The sequence below is a fragment of the Lewinella sp. W8 genome, assembly GCF_004375085.3.
GTDB lineage: Bacteria > Bacteroidota > Bacteroidia > Chitinophagales > Saprospiraceae > Neolewinella.
The window spans coordinates 1-17,831 of the sequence record NZ_SNAQ03000026.1 but is presented as its reverse complement, the minus strand read 5'-3'; the positions used below and the strand labels follow the sequence as shown (position 1 = coordinate 17,831).

At 57.3% G+C, this 17,831-nt stretch carries 15 protein-coding genes; 13 read left to right on the top strand and 2 right to left on the bottom strand.

The genetic code is table 11. The features are described 5' to 3' along the window. Nucleotides 1-14: 14 nt before the first annotated feature. The 8 genes from E1J53_RS21960 (at nucleotide 15) to E1J53_RS21925 (ending at nucleotide 9,082) form a co-directional block, all read left to right on the top strand. On the top strand, nucleotides 15-1,193 hold the full coding sequence (locus E1J53_RS21960; RefSeq protein ID WP_134274578.1) for an ABC transporter permease: 1,179 nt from the start codon (nucleotides 15-17) through the stop codon (nucleotides 1,191-1,193). A 167-nt stretch (nucleotides 1,194-1,360) separates the two neighbouring features. Further along, entirely contained in the window at nucleotides 1,361-1,753 is a 393-nt protein-coding gene (locus E1J53_RS21955; protein ID WP_134274577.1) for a hypothetical protein, read from the top strand. A gap of 30 nt (nucleotides 1,754-1,783) precedes the next feature. Further along, nucleotides 1,784-3,142, top strand: a complete 1,359-nt coding sequence (locus E1J53_RS21950) for a sigma-54 dependent transcriptional regulator (protein ID WP_134274576.1) — start codon at nucleotides 1,784-1,786, stop codon at nucleotides 3,140-3,142. A gap of 113 nt (nucleotides 3,143-3,255) precedes the next feature. Beyond that, nucleotides 3,256-3,699, top strand: a complete 444-nt coding sequence (locus E1J53_RS21945; protein ID WP_134274575.1) for an Hsp20/alpha crystallin family protein — start codon at nucleotides 3,256-3,258, stop codon at nucleotides 3,697-3,699. A gap of 80 nt (nucleotides 3,700-3,779) precedes the next feature. Then, on the top strand, nucleotides 3,780-5,123 hold the full coding sequence (locus E1J53_RS21940) for a PAS domain-containing sensor histidine kinase (protein WP_134274574.1): 1,344 nt from the start codon (nucleotides 3,780-3,782) through the stop codon (nucleotides 5,121-5,123). Nucleotides 5,124-5,217: 94 nt separating this feature from the next. Then, the gene (locus E1J53_RS21935; protein ID WP_134274573.1) at nucleotides 5,218-5,580 is read left to right on the top strand and encodes a BlaI/MecI/CopY family transcriptional regulator; all 363 of its coding nucleotides are present in this window, start codon (nucleotides 5,218-5,220) and stop codon (nucleotides 5,578-5,580) included. Then, the gene (locus E1J53_RS24560; protein ID WP_134274572.1) at nucleotides 5,577-8,105 is read left to right on the top strand and encodes a M56 family metallopeptidase; all 2,529 of its coding nucleotides are present in this window, start codon (nucleotides 5,577-5,579) and stop codon (nucleotides 8,103-8,105) included. Before E1J53_RS21935 ends, E1J53_RS24560 begins: the two co-directional genes overlap by 4 nt. Nucleotides 8,106-8,386: 281 nt before the next feature. Then, nucleotides 8,387-9,082, top strand: coding sequence for an SCO family protein (locus tag E1J53_RS21925; RefSeq protein ID WP_134274571.1), 696 nt, complete (start codon nucleotides 8,387-8,389; stop codon nucleotides 9,080-9,082). On the opposite strand, the gene E1J53_RS21920 is transcribed toward E1J53_RS21925, so the two are convergent. Then, complete coding sequence (locus E1J53_RS21920) at nucleotides 9,079-9,708, bottom strand: hypothetical protein (protein ID WP_134274570.1); 630 nt, start codon at nucleotides 9,706-9,708, stop codon at nucleotides 9,079-9,081. The two genes, E1J53_RS21925 and E1J53_RS21920, sit on opposite strands and share 4 nt — an antisense overlap. A gap of 54 nt (nucleotides 9,709-9,762) precedes the next feature. Between E1J53_RS21920 and nadC the strand changes: the two genes are divergently transcribed. Next, nucleotides 9,763-10,632 carry a carboxylating nicotinate-nucleotide diphosphorylase gene (gene nadC / locus E1J53_RS21915; protein ID WP_134274569.1) on the top strand — a complete coding sequence of 290 codons (870 nt, stop codon included), beginning with the start codon at nucleotides 9,763-9,765 and terminating at the stop codon, nucleotides 10,630-10,632. Between the two features lie 182 nt (nucleotides 10,633-10,814). Here the strand turns inward: nadC and ssb are convergent, their stop codons facing one another. Beyond that, complete coding sequence (gene ssb / locus E1J53_RS21910) at nucleotides 10,815-11,294, bottom strand: single-stranded DNA-binding protein (RefSeq protein WP_134274568.1); 480 nt, start codon at nucleotides 11,292-11,294, stop codon at nucleotides 10,815-10,817. A 486-nt stretch (nucleotides 11,295-11,780) separates the two neighbouring features. On the opposite strand from ssb, the gene E1J53_RS21905 reads away from it, so the two are divergent. The 4 genes from E1J53_RS21905 to E1J53_RS21890 all read left to right on the top strand — a co-directional run bounded on the left by E1J53_RS21905 (nucleotide 11,781) and on the right by E1J53_RS21890 (nucleotide 17,504). Further along, nucleotides 11,781-13,043 carry a lytic transglycosylase domain-containing protein gene (locus E1J53_RS21905; protein ID WP_173021601.1) on the top strand — a complete coding sequence of 421 codons (1,263 nt, stop codon included), beginning with the start codon at nucleotides 11,781-11,783 and terminating at the stop codon, nucleotides 13,041-13,043. 153 nt (nucleotides 13,044-13,196) lie between these two features. Beyond that, nucleotides 13,197-14,924: a GMC oxidoreductase gene (locus E1J53_RS21900; RefSeq protein ID WP_134274566.1), complete on the top strand. Its 1,728-nt coding sequence runs from the start codon at nucleotides 13,197-13,199 to the stop codon at nucleotides 14,922-14,924. 1 nt (nucleotide 14,925) lies between these two features. Further along, nucleotides 14,926-15,525, top strand: a complete 600-nt coding sequence (locus E1J53_RS21895; protein WP_134274565.1) for a gluconate 2-dehydrogenase subunit 3 family protein — start codon at nucleotides 14,926-14,928, stop codon at nucleotides 15,523-15,525. 269 nt (nucleotides 15,526-15,794) lie between these two features. Then, a complete protein-coding gene (locus E1J53_RS21890) occupies nucleotides 15,795-17,504 on the top strand; it encodes a GMC oxidoreductase (RefSeq protein WP_134274564.1) in 1,710 nt (569 codons plus the stop codon). The last annotated feature ends 327 nt before the right edge of the window (nucleotides 17,505-17,831 follow it).

The following is a 17,831-nucleotide window of genomic DNA, read 5'->3' as shown; positions in this document are numbered from 1 at the left end:
TAAATAATCAAACTATGTTTCGCCATCTATTTACTTTGATGTGGAATAAGCGCCGGGCCAACGGAATGATCTTCCTGGAAATCCTGCTGGCCTTCGTCGTGCTCTTTGGCGTCTACACCTTCATCAGCTACAACCTGGAGCGCTACCGCTCTCCCCTTGGCTTCAACTACGAAGACACCATCGGGGTCCGCCTGGATTTTCAGGATGATATGGACTCCCTGGTGGTGTTGGAAACGCAGAAACTCATCCGCCGGGATCTGCTGGCCATGCCCGAAGTGGAAGACGCTACCTTTTTGGGAGACGTCAACCCCTTCGGTGGCAGCACCTGGCAAACCAACAGCCTGATCAACGGACAAAACATCAGTACCCAGATGATGTTCGTCGATGAACACTTCATGGAAACCATGGAGGTTGACCTGATCGACGGTCGCTGGTACACGGAAGAAGACAAGAACGCCAAGTACCGTCCCATGGTGGTCAATAAGGAGTTTAAGGATCGTTATTACCCCAATGCGGCCTCCATCATCGATACCATCATGGAATTGGGGGGAGAGCACCAGATCATCGGGGTAACCAGCGACTTCAAGTACAAGAGCAACTTCTCCGAGAACTACCCGCTGACTTTCTACCCTCAGATTGATCGCCTCGAAGATGATGATCCCTTCGAGATGATGATTCTCCGGATGGCGCCCGGCCAGAAGGCCGCGGCCGAGGAGAAAATCTACAATCTGCTGGTCAACTATACCAAGAACACCGACGTGGTGATCTGGGACATGGCCAAGGACCGGGTAAAGGCCAACCGGTCCATCGTGATCCCTATGGTAATTCTGATCGTGATTTCGGGTTTCCTGTTGATCAATATTGCCCTGGGTCTCTTCGGCGTCCTCTTCACCCAGATCAGTCGGCGCCGGGCAGAAATCGGATTGCGCAAGGCCATGGGGGCCTCCTCCGGCCTGGTCACCACCCAGTTTGTCCTGGAAGTCCTGATCGTGGCCGGTGCGGCCCTTCTGCTGGGCGTCTTCTTTGCCGTACAGGTACCCCTGCTGGATTTGACGCCGATTCCCGATAAATTTTTCTACTGGGGCATCGTCGCAGCGATCGTCACAATCCTGGTGATCGTAACCGTCTGCTCGATCGTGCCCAGTCGGCAGGCCGCCGGCCTGCACCCGGCCAACGTTTTGCACGAAGAATAGCCTCTCTATGGAGGAGGTGATGTTGAGTCTTTTTACTACTAGTCTCGATCGTCGGCAGAGTTGTACCGAACGATGACCTCTCCGGGAGCTGGCGGGATACCTTACGCCAATCTTTCCGCTAGCTCCCTTTTTTCTATCTTCCCAATTCCCCTAAAAAATACCTTCCTATGCGTTCTTTATTCTTCACCCTATTACTACTTGTTGTCGGAGTTTCTTTGTCGGCACAGCGGACGTCGCTGAAGATCAATGAATCCACCAAAAACGACCAGTATGAATTCACCGTCCGGGCCACCGACAACTATGCGTCCGAGCTCAAGGCGGCCTTTCTGGAAGTTGCGGGTCCGGCTTACGGAAAGCAGACGGGAGGCATCCTCGTTTTTTCCGCCGAGGAAGGCCTGACGATGCAACTGGACGTGCGACGTAACCGACTTTCCATTGAACAGACGGCCGTCACTGCGGCCGCCACCGCCAAAGCGAAAGCCTGGGGGAGGATGATCAAGGAACGCCTGAAAAAGGATGCACCGACGCCTCCGCCGCCTCCGGCTACCCCCCATCAATAGTTACTGCCTCGCCCCCTAAACCCCCTCACCGTGAGCCATCCCATCCTCATCATCGACGACGACCGTACCGTTTGCAAGAGTCTGGAATTGATCTTGCGGCGGGCCGGCTACCGCCCCCGGAGCGTCCATCACCCCGCGGACGTCATGGAGACCATCCAGGACTTTAAGCCCCTCCTGGTGCTCCTGGACATGAACTTCACCATTGATACCAGCGGGAAAGACGGGATGAAACTGCTCCGGGCCATCCTGGCAAATTATCCGGACCTCGCCGTCATCCAGATGACGGGCTGGGCCACGGTGCAGTTGGCGGTGGAAGGCATGAAGGCCGGTGCCCGGGACTTCATCGCTAAACCCTGGGACAATAATGAGTTGCTCAACGCCATTGGCATGCTCATTGACAAGATTCCCTTTTCGTTTGGTGGCGTGGCCGCAGGTGCCGGAAGCTCGGGTGAGGCCAAGGATCCTTTCGAAGGCATCATCGGTCAATCTCCGGCCCTGCTGGATGTCCTGGATCAGGCCCGGCGGGTGGCGGCCACCCAGGCTTCCGTGCTCATCACCGGAGAAAGCGGTACGGGCAAGGAACTGGTGGCCGAAGCCATTCACCAAAGCTCCCAGCGACGGGGTGGCCCCTTCGTGGCCGTCAACCTCGGCGGAGTACCCGCCGGACTCTTCGAAAGCGAACTCTTCGGGCACAAGGCGGGTGCCTTCACCGACGCCCGCAGCGACCGGGCCGGCCGCTTTGAGCTGGCCGAGGGAGGCACCCTGTTCCTGGATGAGATCGGCGACCTGGACGCTGCCGCCCAGGTCAAACTACTCCGGGTACTCCAGGAACGACAGTACGAGCGCCTGGGAGAAAGCAAACCCCGGCCGACCGACGTGCGAATCCTGAGTGCCACCAGCCGGGACCTTCACTCGATGGTCGCCGCCGGAACCTTCCGGGAGGATTTGCTTTACCGGATCAACCTGATCCACCTGCACCTGCCGCCCCTGCGGGAGCGGCCCTCCGACATCGTGATGCTGGCGGAACACTTTCTGATCAGCGCCCGCAAGCGCTACGACCGACCCGAAATGGCCTTCAGCAACGCGGCTCAGGATTGGTTGAAGCGGCAATCCTTCTCCGGAAACGTCCGCCAACTCCAGAACCTGATCGAGCGGGTCACCATCCTGGCACCGACCTCCGTTATCCAGGTAGAGGATTTGGAAATGCAGTCGCGGAACAAGAAGCAACCGAACAGCATTTTTTCCGGAGATATGACGCTCGAAGAAATGGAAGTGCGCATGATCAAAAACGCGCTGGAACGAAACGACCGGGAGATCACCGCAACGGCGCGTGAACTCGGACTGACCCGGGCGGCCCTCTACCGGAGAATTGAAAAATTCAACCTTTGAGCTTGCCGTCCAGTAGTGGAAATCATCTTTTGACGTGACGAAAATCAGCGCGATAGCGCAGGGTAGGGTGTAGGTTCCGGGTGCAATAATGCATTAGCCAAAACCATCGAACCATGGCATTCCCAGATATCAAAACCTACCGCGAGGATCGTCGTCTTCCGATGATGAACCCCGATGCCCATAGCCGCCACTTTTTGGGTAAGTCCGTCTTTGATCTTTATCACGATACCGACGATGCCCCCGTAAACGTGCGCAAAAGCGAGGGCCTGCTTTCCTTTGACATCGCACTTCCGGGTTTTTCCCGCGAGGACATCACGGTGGAAGTTCGTAACGACACCCTGATCGTCAGCGCTAAGAAACAGGAAGAGGAGCGGTCCGAAGGCGAATACATCGTCCAGCAATTCCGGATGGAGACCGTTGAGAAGCGGTTCTTGCTGCAGCCGGGAGCTGATCGGGAAGAGATCAAGGCTAAGTTTGCCAACGGCCTGCTGACCCTAAGCATTCGGGACCTTCCCCCGGAGGAAGAAAAGCCCGTTAAACGCGTAACCGTAGAATGATCGGTTGCTGAGTACAGGTACGATTCCGCCACGAACGGAATCGTACCTTGCGGAGGCCTGATCCTGAAAAGAGAATAGTAATGACCTCCGCGGCTAAGTATATCATTTACCTTCTGGTGCTTCACGTTGCCCTGGCCGTTGCGGTCAGTATGGCCCTGGACACCACCGGATTTTCCTTTCTGCTGGTCGAGATCGTCGTCTTTTTCTCGGCCTACCTGGCCATGAAGTTGTACAAGTCCATCATCGCTCCCGTGGCCCTGCTGAGCCGGGGGGCACAGGCCATGGCGGACCAGGACTTCACCGTCAAGCTCTCCCCAACGGGAAGCGCCGAAATGGACCGGTTGGTAAATGTATACAACCGGATGATCGACCAACTACGGGCCGAACGGGTGAGCAGTCGGCAGCAGGAGGAATTTCTGGACCAGCTGCTGGCCGCGGCCGAAGTGGGGGTGGTCATTCTGGACTTTGAGGGGCGGGTCAGCTCCATGAACGCTTGGATGGAAAACCAGTGCAAGCAGCTGGATTTTCGCACGGCTGTCCTCGAGCCCGCACTGCACCTGCACACCGGTGCCCCCCAAACGAATATTCCAGAAAGTCAGGAAATTCCTCCCACCGGTACCACGGTTCAGCCCCCCCGCGATAACCTGACGCGGGTCTTCATCGGCCCCGGCAACCGCCGCTATCACGTCGAGTATTCTTCCTTTATTGACCGCGGGTTTGAGCGCGGATTTCTGATCGTTCAGGACGTCACCACCGACATCCTGGCGGCGGAACGGGAGGCCTACGGCAAGGTGATCCGGATGATGGCCCACGAGGTCAATAATTCCAACGCGGCGATTACCTCCGTGCTGCGCACCCTGTTGGATACGGCGCGGGATACGCCCCAGGATTTGACGGAACTCTCCGAAGAATTCTTACCCGTCGTCATCAACCGGGCCGAGAACATGACCAGCTTCATGCGCAAATTCGCCCGGGTGGTGCGCTTGCCAGCACCGGATAAAAAGCGGATCGACCTGAACGAACTTCTGCACCGCACGGGGGAGGTGATGGAATCGGTCCTTCGGGAGTCCGACATCGAATTGACCTATAAACTCTCCGCCGAGCCTACCTTCATTGAGGCCGACGCCGCCCAGATCGAACAGGTGGTCGTCAATGCCCTGACCAACGCCCGGGAGAGTATCGGGCGGGGAGGCTTCATCAAAATCACTTCTTCCAGTTACCCCTCCGGCTTCGTCATTGCGGACAACGGAGCCGGGATCCCCGCGGAGGTGGCGGATCAGGTCTTTACGCCCTTCTTCAGCACCAAGCCCACGGGGCAGGGAGTGGGCCTGACCCTCACCCGAGACATCCTAGAGGGGCACGAAGCTACTTACCAGCTGGCGACCGAGGAAGACGGTTGGACGCGGTTGCGGGTGATCTTCTAGCACGGTAATAAAGGCGGGTCAAACGTTAAATACTAATCGATTAGTTGCAATACTAATTCATTAGGACTACCTTTGTACTAATCAATTAGTAGTTATGCGAAAACTCGCAAAAAGAGAAGCCCAGATCATGCAGGCCATCTGGCATCTGGAGAAGGCTTTCATCAAGGAGATTGTCGAGCAATTACCCGACCCAAAGCCCCATTACAACTCCGTATCCACGATGGTAAAGCTGCTAGAGGATAAGGGTTTCGTCGACCACGAAAAGCTGGGTAACGCCTACCGCTATTTCGCCGTGGTGAGTAAGGAAGACTATCAGGAAGAAGTGGTGGACGACGTGGTGCGCGGCTTTTTCGACGATTCCCCGATGAAGCTAGTCAACTACTTTGCCAAGGAGCAAAAACTGGACGCTCAGGATCTGGAACGCATCCTCAAAATGATCAAAAGTCAGGAGAAATGATGTATTTAATTCACGCCGGTCTGTTGCTGGCGGCCTCCTTTGCCTATTACTGGCTTTTGCTGCGGCGGGAGACCCACTTTGAGCTCAATCGCTACATCCTGCTGGCCTGTCTGGCGGCCTCGCTCACCCTGCCGTTGGTAACGGTGCCGGCGGCCTGGTCCTTAAAGAACCATATCGTTTCGGTGGAAGCGGAGACGACCACGGCGCCCGCCGAAACCTCTACCGCCGAGTTGTTGGCAAAGTCTGCGGCGATGGCGGAAAACCCCGGGCAGACGGACGCGCCCGCACGGGCTGAGCCTCCCGCCCAGCGGGTGGAAGTAGCCGAAGAGGCGAGCATTTCGCCCATCGCGGCGGAGCGGATCACCCGGACTGTCGACTGGTGGAACATCGTTTGGTGGGTGTATCTGGCCGGGTTCGTGGTTTTTGGGGCACATTTTCTCATCCAGGCGGGGTACCTCCTGGTGAAGGTGCTGCGCAACCCCGGATTTGACGCCGGAGGTTTTCACCTGGTGGAGATCGATGAGGATGCCGCTCCCTACTCCTTCTGGAACCGGGTTTTCCTCAACCCCAACCGCTATGACCCGGATACCTTTCACCAGATCGTCCAGCACGAAGCCGTGCACGTCCGCCAGCGACACAGTCTTGATTTATTGATTGCCGAAGCCCTGGTCGTGGTACAGTGGTTTAACCCCTTTGCCTGGTGGTACCGCGCCGCGATTGAAAACAACCTGGAATTTCTGACGGACGCGGAAGTCCTCCGTCAGGGAGAAGACCCCATTGATTATCAGATGAGCCTCCTGAAGGTGGCCGTTCCCAATTTACCCCTTGGATTAACCACCAGCTACAACCAAAAGCTGCTGGAAAAAAGAATCAGTATGATGAAAACTAAAAGATCCTCCCTACGCTCGGGTTGGAAATACCTGAGCATTCTGCCCCTGTTCCTGCTGTCGATGTTGCAATTTAACGCCGTAGCCCAATCTCCGGCACCACCGGTGCCGCCCGCGCCGACGGCCGCTCCGGTGCCGGCACCCGCCCCCGTGGTCTCGGTGGCTCCGGCTCCGACCGTTTCCCCGGCGGAGACCCCGAACGCTACGCCGGCTCCTCCGGTACCCGTCAGCCCCGGGGTGCCCACCGTGCCGGCTCCTGCCCCGACGCCAACCCTTAACGTTGTGCCGGTACCCGCTCCGGCACCGATGCCCGTACGCCCCCGGATCACCGACGTTAACGCCGCCCTGAACAGTTGGACGGCAGAAATCGAGGGTAATGAGATTTGCATCCAGTTCATGTCCAAGAACCGCAGCAACGGTAATAACTGGAACTGGAACAGCCAACGCTGTTTCGCCATGAGCGAAATCTCCGGAGGGCTGCCCCGGGGAGGGGAAGTGGGTTCCTTTGCCATCCGGCGTACGGCCGGTGAGATGAGCATGAAGGGCACCTTTGAAGGCAACGAAGGTTTCGGCACCTTCACCTGGACGGCCAGTCCCACCTTTTCCCGGGAACTGGACCGCCTCGGATACCGCGGATTTGACGACCAGGAAATGATGTTGCTGTTCATGGCCGACGTGGATCAGGAATACCTGACCTACCTCGACAACCAGGGCTACGGTGGTGACAAGGAGGCGCTGCTCGAAGCCGCCATCTTCTTCAAGGACCTGAAGGACATTCAGGGCCGGGTGGCCGCACTGCGTCAGCGGGGCTACGGACAGGTACCCTTCAACAAGCTGGTGGAATTACAGATTCACGGCGTCACCGAAGATTACATCAACTACATGGCCGACGCCGGATTCGGGAAACTGAGCCTGAACGACCTCGTGAAGGCAAAAATCCACGGCGTTAAGCCCGGCTACCTGGAAGGCATGGCCAAGGCCGGGTTTACGGGACTCAATTTTGATCAGGTACTGGAGATGTCCATTCACGGCGTTGACGTTGATTACGTGAATGAGCTCAATGAGCTGGGCTACAAAAACCTGAGTGCCCAGGAGGTTGTTGCCGCCCGCATCCACGGCGTATCCACCCGACGGATTGCGGACATGAAGTCCGCCGGTCTCGGTGACCTTACCCTGGATCAGGCCAAGCAGATGACCATCCACGGCGTGGACGGTGAATACGTGCAGATGTTGCGCAAAAATGGCTTCACCAGCCTGACGGTGGACGAAATCGTCGGAGCTAAAATCCACGGGGTGAGCCAGCGGCGCCTGGACGCCATCATGGCCACCGGATTGGAAGTCACCAATTTCGAAGACGTGAAGAGCGCGACCATCCACGGCGTGGACGGTGAGTTCATCGACGGTCTGCGTAAACTGGGCTACACCGACATGGGGATGCAGGACTTCATCAGCGCCAGAATTCATGGCGTGACTCCCCGATTCGCCCAGTCCATTCAGGAGGCGGGCCTGAAGAACGTTACCGCCAAGGAACTGGTCAAGCTGCGCATCCATGGCGTGACGGGTGAGTTCATCAAAAATCGTAAAGACAAAGGAAGTTCCGCCGAGGACTTCATTAAAATGAAAATTCACGGGCGGTAGTCACGACCGTTGAATTGTTGTTGAGTTATTAGGAAGCATGCACCGTTGAGGACACTCGACGGTGCATTCGTCTTTTGGGCTACAGGCAAAGGACAATGGCCAGCAGCACCAGAAAAATGATGGACGCAAATTTCGGAGAGGGTTCCATGTGGTTTTCCGTAGGGACGCCGGAAAAGTCCGAATCCATAATGGACCATCCGTAACCGTTGGAGGATATGAGGTTTCCCTGACAACCAGTTGCCGGAAAATGGGGTTCTTGCACTGAATCTTCCATTACCACCATGCGCCTTACTCAATTCCTGCCCCTGTGCTTTTCCGTACTGTTTTTTGCGTGCGGAGACGGCAACCTGATTACCCGGGAAAACAACGACTTGCCCGACTACTACCGACGTCACGCCCAGGATCCGAAAACCGGAGAGTACCTGATTGACTCGCTGGGCTTCCCCGGAAATCACCCGACGGACCCCGTAACGGGCAAAATTGACCCGCAACCCGTGCGCGACTGGCAGTTCGTGGACCAACTCAACCGGCCGGTATCGAATAAAGATTTCCTCGGGAAGGTACACGTCGCCGAATTTTTCTTTACCTCCTGCCCGACGATTTGCCCCAGAGTGAAGGGCCAGATGTTACGCCTGGAAGCGGAATTTGGCGATCACCCCGACTTTGCCCTGCTGTCCTTCACCGTGGATCCTAAGCGGGATACCCCGGAAAAGATGAAGGCCTACGCCGAAAAACTGGGCATTACGGACATGGATCGCTGGCGCTTTGTGCACGGCGACAAGTTCGAGATCTACGAGCTGGATCAGGACTACATGAGCATCGCCGAGGAAAACGCGGCGGCTCCCGGCGGATTTGACCACAGTGGATACATTGTACTCCTGGACCGCGAGGGTAGGGTCCGCTCCTACGCCAGCGGGCTGGACGAGGAAGAAGTAAACTACCTCATGAAGGACATCGAACTGCTGCTCAATAATTAGGGCTGCCCACCGAGTTGCCGGAGTTCTGCGGTCAGATTTTTTCTGGCTCGCGCTTCGTAATGTTCGCGGCCGTAGGCCGTTTTGTAGATGTGCTCCTGGTCGAGGAAGTGCCGCAGCACCTTGATGCGGCCGGGGCGATAAAGCACTCCGGGGTACATCCAGAATTCCTTGCGGATGGCCTTCACGTATTGCCGGTATTTTTCGGCCGGACGGGCCAGCACCGCCAGGTCCAAGTCAATCAGGAGGGCTTCTCCGCCATCGTCGCTGGCGGAGGGCCGATGGGTTTTGGTGGCCATGATGAGTTGCCGGCAGCGCTCTAGCTGCGTCAGTGAAGCGTCCGTACCGCTCAGGTGTTCCACGCAAACGTCGGCACTTTTCGCTTCATTATCTCCCCGGGTGGGCCGGTACACGTAATCGTGGTAGATCAGGGCCATGGCAAAGGTGGGCGAGGACGCGGGTGCCGGCAGAACCGGTAGGGCCGTGAGGTGGGTAATCATTTCCCCGAGGTGCTCCAGGTTATGGTAGGCGCGTCCCCGGTAGGCCCGCGCAATGGCGGGCCACTGATCGTGGATTGCCTCTCCCCACTGGCGGCGGGCGTCCTGGTAAAATTCGGCTACTTCCTTCATCTCCGCGTACCTTTGCGCTTCCAAATAAATATACGAGTAAACCGGCTGGTGCTTATGTCAGATTCTCAAATATCAGAAACCTTCCGCCAACGAATCCTGCAATTCATCGATGAGGCGCTTGCCGAAGACGTCGGCCCCGGCGACTTCACGAGTGAAGCCACCATTCCCGCCACCAACCGGGATACCGCCCGACTGCTGGTCAAGGACGTCGGGGTACTTGCCGGCGTGGAAGTGGCCAAAATGATCTTTCAGGCCGTTGACCCTACCGCTGAATTCGATCAGCGGATGAACGACGGCGACCTGATGCACGTGGGAGACGAAGCCTTCTTCGTTACCTGCAATTCCCGCGCCCTTCTCCGGGCCGAACGTCTGGTGCTGAACACCATGCAGCGGATGAGCGGTATTGCCACCCTCTCCAATCGCTACGCCTTTGAAGTGGAAGATCTTCCCGTTAAGGTACTGGACACCCGCAAGACAACGCCGAATCTCCGCTTTCTGGAGAAGTGGGCCGTCCGCCTGGGGGGCTGCCACAACTACCGCGACGGACTCTACGACCGCATCATGATCAAGGATAACCACATTGATGCGGCGGGCTCCATTACTGCGGCCATTGAGGGGGTGCAGAAGTTCTTCCGGGAAAACAATATGGAACTCCCCATCACGGTAGAGGTGCGGAATCTCGTGGAGCTCATGGAAGTCCTTCAGGTCGGTCAGGTAGACCGCATCATGCTCGATAATTTCGAGGTGCCCATCATGCGCGAAGCCGTGGCCCACATCAACAAACAATATGAGGTGGAAGCCAGTGGTGGCATCACCCTGGAGAGCATCCGGGAGATCGCCCAGACGGGGGTCGACTTCATTTCCGTAGGGGCACTGACGCACTCCGCCACGAGCCTGGATCTTAGCCTCAAGGTGGTCAAATAAAAAACCGGCATTTCCCCGAAGGAAAATACCGGTGGTGTGGCCATCCTGCTGTTTACGTTGATAAGACTTACCAGGTTTGAGTTTGGCGTAAGTAGCGGCGGATGAACCAAACGGATGCAAAATGTCCCTTCCAGTACCGCTGGGTTAAAAAATAGGTTAGAAGGGGTCCCCCAAGCCGTTGCTTAGAAGGGGAGATCGTCGCCGTCAGCCGGGGCGGTAGCCACGGCTTTGGCTTTTTTCGTCGCCGAGCGTTTAGCCCGCTTGGGGGCGGGCTTGGCGGGCTCGGGCTCGGCCACCAGGGCCGCTTCCTGCTCGGCGGCTTCCTGCGTTTTGCCCGGACTCAGGAAGGTGAAGGAATTGGCCACTACCTCGGCCGTGATGCGGGTCTGGTCGTATTTGTCGATCCACTTGTTGTAGCGCATACTGCCCACAATGGCCACCTGGGAGCCCCGCTCCAGGTACTGGTCAAACAGCTCCGCCAACTTGCCGTAGGCCTTGACGCGGTGCCATTCCGTACGGGTCTGGCGGTTGCCTTCCCGGTCCCGGTAGTAGTCGTTGGTGGCCAGGGAGAATTCGGTGACCAGGGTGCCCGAGGGCAGGGTAGTCATTTGGGGATCACTGCCGAGGTTGCCGATGAGGGTGATGGAATTACGTACTTGCATGATAAATGAATTATGCGATGATTTAATAGCCGCGCCGGGTGGGTATCCATTTTGACGCGACCCGTGATGAAGGCGCCGCCAGCGGTTGGTATCTGAGTGCATCAGAACCTTCCCATTGGTGACATGGCAAAGGTGAAGGCAGCCGCAAGCACTAGTCGTCAATTAAACGGATACTTACGTTTTTATACGTATATAAACGTTTAAAAACGGATAATGAAACATCAAAATATTGATTATCAGGCATTTGTGGTTTTTCGGAAATTGATGATTATTTCACCTTTTTTCGGAAAGATTCCGGGACGGCACCGGGAGGAGGAGCATTACTTCTCCCAATCCTTGTTATCTTGTCCACCGAACTATTCTTCCCCAGCTTTGAGATCTCCCCAACGGATTCTTCTGTTGATGGGCTTCTGTTTTTGTGTTTTACCCACGCTAACCGGAACGGGTTTTGCGCGGATGTCAACGGAGGCTAAGGCAACACACATCATGGCCATCAGCGATTCGCTGGTCAAAGCCCGTCTGTCCTTACTGGATACCGCCCTGATGGAACACCGGCTGGACGACGTAGTCAAACGCCGCATCATCAACTATCTGGAACACTGGCCCCGCACCAGTCGGCGATTGCTCGCCCGGGCCATCCGCTATTTTCCGGTTTTTGAAGAACAGCTGCGGGCGGCGGGTATGCCGCTCTCCCTCAAATACATCACCGTGCAGGAGAGTGCTCTGCGGCCCTACGCCACCAGCCACGCCGGAGCGGGCGGACTTTGGCAGCTGATGCCCGGAACCGCCCGGGAGCACGGGCTGATCGTCAATGAACTGCTCGACGAGCGACTGGATGCGGAGCTGGGGTGTGCCGCCGGACTGGAATACCTCAAAATCCAGTACGAACGTTACGAAGACTGGGCCCTGGCACTGGCGGCCTACAACTGTGGCCCGGGAAACGTCAACCGTGCCCTCCGTCGGAGTCGAAGCAGGGATTTCTGGAAAATACGTCGGCACCTTCCGCGCGAAACCCGCAACTACGTGCCCAACATCATTGCGGCCACCTACCTCATGACCTTCTTTCACGAGCACGATATCCAGGCTGCGTCCATGGAGCTGGACCTCCAGATCACGGAGGCCATCACCGTTTACCGGACAATCAGCCTGCACCGGGTGGCCCAGGTGACCGGCCTGCGGCCGGAGGTCGTGATCGAGCTCAACCCCCAGTACCTGAAGGGGTATCTTCCGGGGATGCGCGGGGGCCATCGCCTCCGGCTCCCCAGCCGGGTAATGCCCGCCATGAAGGAGTACCTGAAAACGTATGCCGCTGACCGTCCCGAAAGCTCCTTCCACCTCCCGTGGTCCTCGCCGCTACTCGACCGGGGTGAACTGAACGGAGACCGCCACTACAATCAGTACAGCACCGTAGCCGGAAACGCCGACACCAGCCTGCAGCAGATCGCCGCCATTTACGGGGTTCCCGTGGATCAGCTAGCCATCTGGAGTAACCGAGGCGTACGGGATACCCTGGCGGAATACGATCAGCTGTATTTTTTCCGGGTGGACAATTTTCGCCCACTAGATCCCCGTAAAAGGGATACACCACCACCGGCGCCCATCCTGAATGATCACCCTCCGGCACCCGTATCCATCCCCAACCGGGGTTTCACAGACGAATTTATCCATTTGCAGATTTCGGTCCCGCCCGCCCGGGCACGGGTAAAGAAACCCGGTGTATGGGAACGGGTAAGGAGTTGGTTTCAGTAGGTGATTCTACGGGAGTTTCCCAATAATTCTTCGGTGCCTAAAGTTGGGCGGCCGTCATTCATACCCATGGGGTTTAGGATGACAAAACTTTATTCGTAAATTGCCGTCGTCATTAGTGAACGTATCCGCAAAAGCATAAAGCATCTTTTTAATATGAAGTTTAACTCTCAGGGTGACAACGAAGTCACCTACGACGCCATCGTGGTGGGTACTGGGATCAGCGGAGGTTGGGCAGCAAAAGAACTGTGTGAGAAAGGGTTAAAGACCCTCGTCCTGGAAAAGGGACGCATGGTTAAGCACGTCGCAGACTACGAAACGGCCAGCCTCGACGATTGGGATCTACCCCACAACAACCAGGTCCCCCAGGAAGAAATTGAAAAACATTACTTCAAGCAAATTCGTACGGGATACACCGTCCGCCAGGCCCACAAGAAGTGGTTCGTCAAGGACGATGAGCATCCCTACTCCGAAGACCAACGATTTGACTGGATTCGTGGCTACCACGTCGGTGGGCGCTCCATCATGTGGGGCCGGCACAGTTACCGCTGGAGCCAAATGGACTTCGAGGCCAACGCTAAGGATGGTTTTGGTACTCCCTGGCCCATTAGGTACGACGATATTGCTCCGTGGTACGACTACGTAGAAACCTTCGCCGGCATCAGTGGAGAATTACTGGGACTTCCGCAACTTCCCGACGGGAAGTTCCTGCCCATGATGCCTCTGAACTGCGCCGAAGATCATTTCCGCCAGGGAGTAGCCAAGAACATGGGCGGCCGGGTCATCACCGCCGGTCGGGTAGCTCACCTGACGGCCTACGACCCCGCCATCCACAAGGGGACCCGCGGACAGTGTCAGTACCGCAACCGCTGTATCCGTGGTTGTCCTTACGGCGGCTACTTCAGCAGTGTGTCGTCCACGATTCCAGTAGCCGAAGCTACCGGCAACATGACCCTGCGCCCCAACTCCTCCGTCTACAGCCTCATCATGGACAAGGAGAACGGAAAGGCCAAGGGCGTCCGCGTACGGGATACCGAAACCGGCGAGGACCTCGAATTCTACGCCAAGGTGGTCTTCCTCTGCGCCTCGGCCATTCCTTCCAGCTACATCGTGATGAACACGGAGCACGAAGAAGAAATGCCCCTGGACGTCAGTGGTGAACTCGGCGGCAACATCATGGACCACCACTTCCGGGTGGGCGCCCGGGGTGTGCTGGACGAGTACGGTGATAAGTACTACAAGGGGCGGAAGCCCAACGGCGTGTACATTCCCCGCTACCAGAACCTCGGAGACGCCGCCAGCAAGAGCAAGGACTTTGTGCGCGGCTGGGGTTACCAGGGCGGGGCGAGCCGGACGAACTGGATGCGCTCCGTACGGGAACTCAACGTCAAGGTTGGTCCCGGACTGAAGGAGGCCATGGTAGCTCCCGGTCCCTGGCAAATGGGCGTAACGGCCTTTGCCGAGACGCTGCCGTACTCCGATAACCGGATGACGATCAACCGCGACGAACTGGACAAGGACGGACTGCCGACGCTGACCTTCAACGCCTCCTGGAAGGAGAACGAATACGCCATGGTGGACCGAATGATGAACGACGCGGCCGAAATGCTGGAAGCCGCCGGCTTCAAAAACGTCAACACCTGGAACGCGCACAGTTACCCCGGACTGGGCATCCACGAAATGGGGATGGCCCGTATGGGAACCAACAAGCGCAACAGCGTTGTGGACAAGCATAACCGCCTCTGGGCGGCCCCCAACGTCTACATGACGGACGGTGCCTTCATGACCTCGGCGGCCTGCGTCAATCCTTCCTTAACTTATATGGCCTTTACTGCCCGCGCTGCGGACCACGCGGTGAATGAGCTCAAAAAGATGAATATCTAAGATGAACAGAAGAGAAATTCTACGCTACACCGCCTACCTGACCGGGGCGGCCATCAGTGCGCCCGTGGCCTCGGCCCTGTTGTCGGGCTGTAAGGCCGATACGGCAATGGCGGCGGAAGCCTACACGCCAAAATTCTTTGGTGAGGATGAATTCGGTTTCATCTCCCGGGTGGCCGACCTGATGATTCCTTCCGACGGCACGCCGGGGGCGCTCGACGTCGGTGTACCCGCTACGATGGACAAAATGGTGGCCGAAGTATTTGGCGCTGAAGCCCAGGCAGCCTCCCGCGAGGGCATCGGTCTGCTGATGGCCAAAATGAACGCCGACGGGTTCGCCGAAAAATCGGACGATGAGGCACTCGCCTATCTCCAGGAAATGGACGAGATGTTTAAAAATCGGGACACGGACTGGGCCGCCAAGTCGGAGAATGAACAGGCCATTCGCGACACCTACTTCGAGGTCAAGTCTTCCGTGATCGGCAGCTACTTCGGTTCGGAGGAAGTTGCCACGACAATGCTGGCCTACGAGCCGGTTCCGGGTGAGTACATCCCCTGTGGTGATCTGCAGGAACTCACCGGCGGTAAGGCCTGGGCGATTTAAGCCACGGTTCTTTTGTCAGATTACTGAGGGCGACGGCGCGCAGGTGCCAAGGAAGTGACTGAAGGATTGAAGGAGTGAATGACTGAATTATTCAATCCTTCAATCATTCTTTCCTTCATTCCTTGTCCCCTGGCACCTGCGCTCCGTCGCATGCTATTTAGAATCGATGGCCCCGACGAGTTACGACCACCGAAGGTAGCTGCGAAGCAAAACTCGGGGTCGTCGCCCTGATTTTTTTACTACACATTATCCTTAAAGTCAATCAGATCATGAATTTCAATTCCCAGGGAAAAGCGGAAGTCACCTACGATGCCATCGTGATTGGCTCGGGCATCAGTGGAGGATTCGCCGCCATGGAACTCTGCAAGAAGGGCTACAAAGTCCTGATGCTGGAGCGCGGCCGGATGGTGAAGCACGGTGACTACCCAACGGCCAATATGGACAGCTGGGATTTTGAGTTCCAGGGCAGTGTTCCGCGGGAAGAAATTCAGGCGCACTACAAAAAGCAGAACCGCCTCAGTTGGTGGGTCAACGCCGATAATCTGCACTGGATCAACAAGGACGATGAATACCCCTACGAGGAGGACCAGCGCTTCGACTGGATTCGTGGTCACCACGTGGGCGGGCGATCCATCATGTGGGGGCGCCACTGCTACCGGTGGAGCGACATTGACTTCGAGGCCAACATGAAGGAGGGCATCGCCGTCGACTGGCCCATCCGCTACGCGGACATCGCTCCCTGGTACAGCTACGTCGAGAAATTCGTGGGCGTTTCCGGTAAGAAGGAGGGGCTCAAGCAGGTTCCGGACGGAGAATTCCTCCCGCCCTTTGAGCTCAACTGCATGGAGGATCACTTCAAGCAGGCCGTGGAAGCGGCCTTCCCCGAGCGGACGGTGACGCCCGGCCGGGTGGCGAACCTCTCGCAGTACAATCCCGACCTGCACAAGGGCTCGCGGGGGCAGTGCCAGGCCCGCGACCGCTGCTGGCGGGGCTGTCCCTTTGGTGGCTACTTCAGCAGCGTTTCGGCCACCATTCCCGTGGCCAACGAAACGGGCAACCTGACGATCATCCCGAACAGCATCGTGCACAGCCTGAAGTACGACGACGCCACCCAGCGCGTGACGGGCGTGAACGTCATCGACACCGAAACGAAGGAAAGCCGGGAATACTTCAGCACCATCGTGTTCTGCAACGCCAGCACGATCGGCAGTACGGCGATCATGCTCAACTCCAAATCCGAGCGCTTCCCCAACGGCCTCGGCAACGACAGCGGAGAGCTGGGCCACAATATGATGGACCACCACTACGGCATGGGTGGTTCCGGGGTCTTCACGGGCCTCAAAGACAAGTACTACAAGGGCCGTCGTCCGGGTGGGTTCTACATCCCCCGCTTCCGGAACATCGACGAGGCGACCCGCCGCGACGATTACGTACGGGGCTTCGGCTACCAGGGCGGTGCGGCCCGGGGCATCAACACGAACGCCGCCCCCGGGGCGGAGCTGAAGGAGGCCATCACCAGTCCGGGCGAATGGCGCCTCAACATCACCTGCTTCGGCGAGCTGCTGCCCTACCACGAAAACCGGATGTACCTCACCGAGAATACCGATCAGTGGGGGATTCCCGTCATCCGCTTTGACGCCAGTTTGAAGGAGAACGAGCGGAAGCTCCGCGAAGACGGCATTGCCTGTTTGGAAGAAATGCTAGTGGCGGCGGGCTGTGAAGACGTGAGCGTCTACAATGCTCCCACGGCGCCCGGCGCCTGCATCCACGAGATGGGCACGGCCCGGATGGGCCGCGATCCCAGGACCAGCGTGCTCAACAAGTGGAATCAGGTGCATGCCGTACCGAACGTCTTCGTGACCGACGGCGCCTGCATGACCAGCGCCGGCACCCAGAACCCCTCCATCACCTACATGGCCCTGACGGCCCGGGCGGTGGACTTTGCGGATAAGGAGTTGAAGCGGGAGGGGGTGATTTAGGATTTAGGTTTGAGGCTGAAGGATACAGAAGGCGCTAGAAGCTTGTCGGCTGATTGCTGTTCAGTTTGTAAAAATTACAAGGCTTCTTGTTTCAAGAACCGAGACCTCTGAGCAGCAACTGGGCCGATGGCCCCGCTAAGACAGCTCCGAGGACCGGCTTCACGATCTTCCTCAGAGCGCTCCTCGAAGCTGTCGAGTGTAACGAGCTGCTCCGATTACTATAGTCCTTGCAAGTTTTGATGATACTTTTTGCAATACATAGTGTCTTTTTCCAGGCAGGCATAAAGGACTTTGATGATTTTGTTACGTACGGCATTGATTGCTTGT